Source organism: Streptomyces sp. NPDC087787, from assembly GCF_044743035.1.
In the GTDB taxonomy this organism is placed as follows: domain Bacteria; phylum Actinomycetota; class Actinomycetes; order Streptomycetales; family Streptomycetaceae; genus Streptomyces.
Map to the genome: position 1 here is coordinate 112,686 of NZ_JBIUVQ010000021.1, position 6,242 is coordinate 118,927.

Sequence of the window (6,242 nt, forward strand, 5' to 3'; positions counted from 1 at the left end):
CTTCAGCGTCAAAAATGATCAAAACACCTGTCTCACGTGGTGGAAAACACGCCCTCCGCGGCACCGCACGGCCGTAAGCTCGCGGACATGCAGGTGATCCAGTCCACGAAGCTCGCCAACGTCTGTTACGAGATCCGGGGCCCCGTACTCGAGGAGGCGATGCGGCTGGAGGCGGCGGGTCACCGCATCCTGAAGCTGAACACGGGCAACCCGGCCGCGTTCGGCTTCGAGTGCCCGCCGGAGATCCTGGAGGACATCCTCCGCAACGTCTCCACGGCCCACGGCTACGGCGACGCCAAGGGCCTGCTGGCCGCCCGGCGCGCGGTCGTCATGCACAACCAGACCCTCGGTATCGAGACGGACGTCGAGCACGTCTTCATCGGCAACGGCGTCTCCGAGCTGATCGTCATGGCCATGCAGGGCCTGCTGGACGACGGCGACGAAGTCCTCGTACCGGCGCCGGACTACCCCCTGTGGACGGCCGCGGTCTCCCTGTCCGGCGGCACCGCCGTCCACTACCGCTGCGACGAGCAGTCCGACTGGATGCCCGACCTCGCCGACGTGGAACGCAAGGTCACCGACCGCACCAAGGCGATCGTCATCATCAACCCCAACAACCCCACCGGCGCGGTCTACGACCGGGCGGTGCTCAAGGGGCTGACCGACATCGCCCGCCGGCGCAACCTGCTGGTCTGCTCCGACGAGATCTACGACAAGATCCTCTACGACGGCGCCACGCACACCCCGACCGCGTCGGTCGCGCCGGACCTGCTGACCCTGACGTTCAACGGCATGTCCAAGGCGTACCGGGTGGCCGGCTACCGGGTCGGCTGGATGTCCGTATCCGGCCCCCGCGCGCACGCCGACTCCTACCTCGAGGGCCTGACGATCCTGGCGAACATGCGCCTGTGCGCGAACATGCCGGGTCAGCACGGCGTGGTGGCCGCGCTCAGCGGGCGGCAGAGCATCGGCGACCTGCTCCTGCCGGGCGGACGGCTGAAGGAGCAGATGGACGTCGCCTACGAGCTGCTCACGCAGATCCCGGGCGTGAGCTGCGTACGGCCGAAGGGGGCGCTGTACCTGTTCCCGCGCCTCGACCCCGCGGTCTTCAAGATCAGGGACGACCGGCAGATGGTCCTGGACCTGCTGCGCCGAGAGAAGATCATGGTCGTCCAGGGCACGGGCTTCAACTGGCCCGAGCCGGATCACTTCCGGGTCGTCACCCTGCCCTCGGTCGGCGACCTGCGCGACGCGGTGGGCCGGATCGGCACCTTCCTGGACGGCTACGGCCAGTCCTGACGTTCACGTTCGGTGCCCGTACGGACCAATTCCGCGAACGGCCTCAACTTTAGACGCGTTCTAAGCTAGGATGTCTTCTGTCAGAGCACAGGAGGCCATCCCATGTACGAACCGAACCGCACCGGGCCCTCCGGCAGGTCCGTCCAGGGCCCGATGGCCGGCACCACCTCCGACTTCCCCCACCGCTCCCGCGAGGAGGAGCTGGACATCCAGCTCGCGGGCCATCTCGCGGCGCTGCTCGCCGTCACGGACGAGCTGCGGGCACTGACCCCGTCCGCCGACCTGGACCACGCGGCCGGGCGGCTGACCGAGCAGGTGGCCCGGCTGGGCGGCGGCCACGGTCCGGCCCGCACGTCGGTTACCGGAGCCCGCGAACCGTCGGCACTGCACCAGCGGGCCCACGCGCTCGCCGGCCGCGCGCTCGTCGTCGCCGCCTCCCGGGCGGACACCGCGGCGGCGATCCTGGCGGCCGAGCAGATGGACGCGCACGCGACCGCGCTGGGTGGGCCGCGGAAGCTGAGCCCCGCCGGCTAGTGCTGTGACCGGAAAGGTTTGCCGGAAAGCTCGCGGCGTCCGGTGATGGGGGTGCCTCCCACGCCGTCGAGGCAGTGGGGGAGCATCGCAAGGCGGAGCACCGCCCGTGTACTGCTGTACTCGGGTGATGCGACAACGCGGCTGGGCTCCCCCCTGGGCGAAGAGCAGGGGGGAGCCGCACCGGGCGCCGCGAGCCGGTGAACCTTTCCGGTCACAGCACCAGGAACAGCCGGGTACGGTGCTGGGGCTCCCGCAGTTGTTGGGTCGGTTACCGGTGACTCGACCGGCGATCCGCGTCACCGAGCCGCTGGCGTTGATGATGCCGCCACCCGACTGGTCACGTTCACGATCCGCGGCCGGCCGACGGCACGAGTGATTCTGCTTGCCTCGGCGGAGCGCTTGCCGAGCACTGGGCCGGTAGGCGCCGCAGCAGACCGCGCCACACCGAGTGGGTCCGGACCCGGTGTGGCAGCTTGCGCGGCGGCGGGAGGCGTAATGACGCCAAGGGCGACGGGGGCGAGTCCCATGAAGACGGGGGCGGTACGAGAGATGCTCGGACGCATCAGGGCTCCTTGGGGCGGATCGCGAATGTCATTCGCGTGGGTGATACCGGAACACCGATAGAAATGATTCATGTCGGATCAATCGACAGAAGGACAACACGCCCGACTACGATCACGATTCAGCCGAGAGATCCTCGAATCCCCCGCCCGCTTCTGCCGCCGGATTTCAGGCGCAGAACACCAGCGCCCACCAGCTCCGATCAGGGGGTCTCTTCATCGGCCCCCGTCCGCGCACCCGCGGCGCCGGCTTTCCTGCGTACATTCGAGTGGTCTGTACGCCCCACACGCCTGCCGAACGGCGACGTCGACATTCCGGCCTCGTAACGTCGGCGCACATGACGGTGGTTCGGACTCCAGCCCGTCGGCACCGACAGGACCCGCCCTCCGGTTCCGGCCGTGCGAGGCGAGCCACCCCTGTCCGTCCCTCACTATTCCACGAAATGTGACAAAGTGAAACGTAGGAGATTGTGGGTGACGCTCGTCGGTCTGGGCACAGTTGCCACCGGGGTGACCTCCTGGGCGATCACGTCCCACTCGACGACCGCGACCGCCCCGGAATCCAAGGCCGCGCAGGGCCACAAGGCGCAAGAGGCGGCCACGCTTCTGCAAGCGGGCAACCTCCAGGTGCAGTACCGCGATTACGTCGGGGCGACCCGGACCTTCCGGCGCGTGCTGGAGCTCGATCCGCACAACAAGGTCGCCTGGTACGACCTCGGGGTCGTCGCCCAGCAGGAAGGCAGGGCCGGTGACGCCCGTAAGGCCTACGACGAGGCGCTGAAGATCGACCCGAAGTACGCCTCGGCCCTCTACAACAAGGCGGTCCTGCTGAAGCCGAGCGACCCCGGCCAGGCCGTCGGACTCCTGCGACGCGCCATCGCCGCCACGCCAAGGGCCGCCACGGCCCATCTCCAACTCGGTCTGATCCTGGCCCAGAAGGACCGCGACGACGAGGCCGAGGAGGAGTTCGGTCGCGCCGTCGCGGCCGATCCCTCACTGCACTCCGCGGTCCCGGAGGAGTTCCGGGACAAGGTAAGCCCCACACCGACATCGAGTCAGGCAGGTGCCACCAGATGACGTCGACTGCGACACCGAGGTTCTCCGTCTTCACCCCCAGCCACCAGCCCCGCTTCCTCGATGAGTGCCTCAAGACCCTCCAGGCGCAGACCCGCGCGGACTGGGAGTGGATCGTCCTGCTCAACAACGGCGCCAGGTGGCGGCCCGAGCAGGAGGACGACCGGGTCCGCGTGGAGATCGCGGACAGCATCAGCGGCGTCGGGGCGGCCAAGCGCAGGGCCTGCGAGCTGGCCCGCGGGGAGATCCTTGTCGAACTCGACCACGACGACCTCCTGGCGAAGGCCTGTCTGGCCGAGTTGGGCAAGGCGTTCGACGCACACCCCGACGCAGTCCTCGTCTACAGCAACACCGCCCAGATCACCGAGGACGGCAAGCGCGACAACTCCCGCTTCAACGAGGCCCACGGCTGGAAGTTCGAGGACGTGCGGGTCGACGGGCGCAAACTGCTCCAGGCCGTCTCCATGGAGCCCACGCCGCACAACGTCTCCTACATCTGGTACGCGCCGAACCACGTGCGGGCGTTCCGCAAGGAGAGCTACGAGAAGGCCGGCGGGTACGACGCCTCCCGCACCGTGCTGGACGACCAGGACCTGATGTGCCGGCTGTTCCACGTCGGCGACTTCCACCACATCGACCGCTGCCTGTACCTCCAGCGGATGCACCCGGCGAACACCCAGCGCGACCCGGAGATCAACGCCCACATCCAGCGAGAGACGGTAGCCCTCTACGACAAGTACATCGAGGCCAACGCCCTGGCCTGGAGCGGGCGTCGCGGACTGCTCGCTCTGGACCTCGGCGCGGCCCACCGCAAGCCGCCGGGCTACCTGGGTGTGGACCAGTACCCGGGGGAGGGCGTCGACATCGTCGCTACCCTGCCCGGGAGGCTGGACCTGCCCGACAACTCCGTCGGCCTGATGCGGGCGGTGGACTTCCTGGAGCACGTGCCCGCGAAGGTGCCGCTGATCAACGAGCTGTACCGGCTGCTGGCGCCCGGTGGAATGCTCCTCACCATGACGCCCAGCTCCGACGGCCGCGGCGCGTACCAGGACCCGACCCACGTCGCCTACTACAACGAGAACTCGTTCTGGTACTACACGGACAACCAGTACCGCACCTTCGTGCCCGAGATCCAGGCCAGGTTCCAGTCCTCGCGCCTGGTGACGTACTTCCCCAGCGAGTGGCACTCCCGGAACAACATCTCCTACGTCGTCGCGAACCTCATCGCGATGAAGGAGGGCGCCGAGCGGTGCGGAGGACTGCTGCTGGTCTAGAACCCGCACGGCGTGAGGGCGCCGCGGCGAACCGTCAGGTCCGCCGCGGCGCCCTCTGTTGTCCCGGTCCGACCCGAGCGGCCGGCCCGACCGGCAGGCGCGGGCCGCGGCGTCCGCCGTGCCGTGGGCCGGCCGGTGCCTTCCCGGCCAGGGCCGCACGACCGAAAACCGCGAGACGCCGGGCCGGAGCGTGGGAGCAGGTGGGCTGTCCGTGCTGCTCGGACACCGCTTCCGGGGGCCGGCTCCGGGTGGCGAGTTCGAGCATGATGGCCACGAAGTTGCGTCCGTGCGCGCCATGGGGCCAGGGGGCGCGCACGATGCAGTAGCGCGCGCACCGCGCGGGCCCGTGCCAGGTGGCGTACGCCCGTGCCGCCGACGGCCGTTGCCGCTTCCCCGGCACGCTCGGCGCCGTCGACGTCCAGGCAGCGCGGCTGACGACCTCGGGGTGGCCCCGGACGGCCTCGCGCACGACGGCGGGATCGGTGGTGCCCAGCCGGTCACGGCCCGGTGCGCTCATGACGGAGGCCGGGTCGGCGGCGAGTCCGGTCGTCGAATCGGACCCGGGGTGTGCCTCGGCGTCCCGTGTGCGGCGGCACACGGACGGTGCCCCGAGGCCGAAGCCTCGGGGCACCCTCGTTCACTTCCGGGTCGGGCAGTCGATCACGGGGCGGCGGTGCAGATCGCGTAGGCCGTGAGCACGGTGCCGTCGCTGGAGGTGGCCTGCCATCCGGTGGCGGGGCCGGAACCGGTGAAGACCGGGGCGCTCTGGCTCGCAGCGGAGCCCCCAGCGGCCTGGTAACCGCCACCGATGGCCTCGCCGGTGGGGCAGACGGCGGTCGACGTCGTTCCCTGAGGCCCGGTCACGACGGTGGTGGGGCTGACCGTGCCCTGAGCACCCTGGGTTCCCTGGGTTCCCTGGGTTCCCTGCGGGCCCTGGGCACCCACGTCGCCCTGAGCGCCCTGCGGGCCGAGCCCGCCCTGAGCGCCGAGGGCACCCTGCGGACCCGTGGCACCGGTCAGGCCGGTCGCACCGGTCGCACCCTGCGGACCCGTCGGCCCGGTCGCGCCCGTGGCACCCGTGGCGCCCGTGTCGCCCTGCGGGCCCTGGGGGCCTGTGGCACCCGTGGTGCCGGTGGCACCCGGGTCGCCCTGCGGACCCGTGGCACCGGTCAGGCCGGTCGCACCGGTCGCGCCCTGCGGACCCATCGGCCCGGTCGCGCCCGTGGCACCGGTGGCACCGGTGCCGCCCTGGGTTCCCTGCGGACCCTGAACACCCGGGATGCCCTGCTCGCCGGGCACACCCTGCGGACCCGTGGCACCGGTGACGCCCTGGGTTCCCTGCGGACCCTGAACACCCGGGATGCCCTGCTCGCCGGGCACACCCTGCGGACCCGTGGCACCGGTGACGCCCTGGGTTCCCTGCGGACCCTGAACACCCGGGATGCCCTGCTCGCCGGGCACGCCCTGCGGACCCGTGGCACCGGTGACGCCCTGGGTTCCC

General features: G+C 70.5%; 5 protein-coding genes and 1 pseudogene. 4 read left to right on the plus strand and 2 right to left on the minus strand.

Annotation, left to right across the window (positions count from 1 at the left end; all coding sequences use genetic code 11):
• Positions 1 to 87 precede the first annotated feature (87 nt).
• From ACIOWN_RS28775 to ACIOWN_RS28790, 4 genes are all read left to right on the plus strand, one after another.
• The gene (locus tag ACIOWN_RS28775; RefSeq protein ID WP_401983713.1) at positions 88 to 1,299 is read left to right on the plus strand and encodes a pyridoxal phosphate-dependent aminotransferase; all 1,212 of its coding nucleotides are present in this window, start codon (positions 88 to 90) and stop codon (positions 1,297 to 1,299) included.
• 102 nt (positions 1,300 to 1,401) lie between these two features.
• Entirely contained in the window at positions 1,402 to 1,833 is a 432-nt protein-coding gene (locus ACIOWN_RS28780) for a hypothetical protein (protein ID WP_362346281.1), read from the plus strand.
• A gap of 1,034 nt (positions 1,834 to 2,867) precedes the next feature.
• Entirely contained in the window at positions 2,868 to 3,470 is a 603-nt protein-coding gene (locus ACIOWN_RS28785; protein WP_362346283.1) for a tetratricopeptide repeat protein, read from the plus strand.
• Entirely contained in the window at positions 3,467 to 4,741 is a 1,275-nt protein-coding gene (locus tag ACIOWN_RS28790) for a glycosyltransferase (RefSeq protein WP_362346285.1), read from the plus strand. The genes ACIOWN_RS28785 and ACIOWN_RS28790 overlap by 4 nt, the downstream gene beginning before the upstream one ends.
• A gap of 34 nt (positions 4,742 to 4,775) precedes the next feature.
• On the opposite strand, the gene ACIOWN_RS28795 is transcribed toward ACIOWN_RS28790, so the two are convergent.
• Together ACIOWN_RS28795 and ACIOWN_RS28800 are read right to left on the minus strand one after the other, a co-directional pair.
• Positions 4,776 to 5,339: a sugar nucleotide-binding protein gene (locus tag ACIOWN_RS28795; protein ID WP_362346286.1), complete on the minus strand. Its 564-nt coding sequence runs from the start codon at positions 5,337 to 5,339 to the stop codon at positions 4,776 to 4,778.
• Between the two features lie 62 nt (positions 5,340 to 5,401).
• Positions 5,402 to 6,242: pseudogene (locus ACIOWN_RS28800) on the minus strand (collagen-like protein); the annotation flags it as partial.

What these genes read in the sequence shown, in the direction of transcription:
- ACIOWN_RS28780 (WP_362346281.1), top strand. Translation starts at nt 1,402, where the DNA reads ATGTACGAACCGAACCGCACCGGGCCCTCCGGCAGGTCCGTCCAGGGC.
- ACIOWN_RS28790 (WP_362346285.1), top strand. Translation starts at nt 3,467, where the DNA reads ATGACGTCGACTGCGACACCGAGGTTCTCCGTCTTCACCCCCAGCCAC.
- ACIOWN_RS28775 (WP_401983713.1), top strand. Translation starts at nt 88, where the DNA reads ATGCAGGTGATCCAGTCCACGAAGCTCGCCAACGTCTGTTACGAGATC.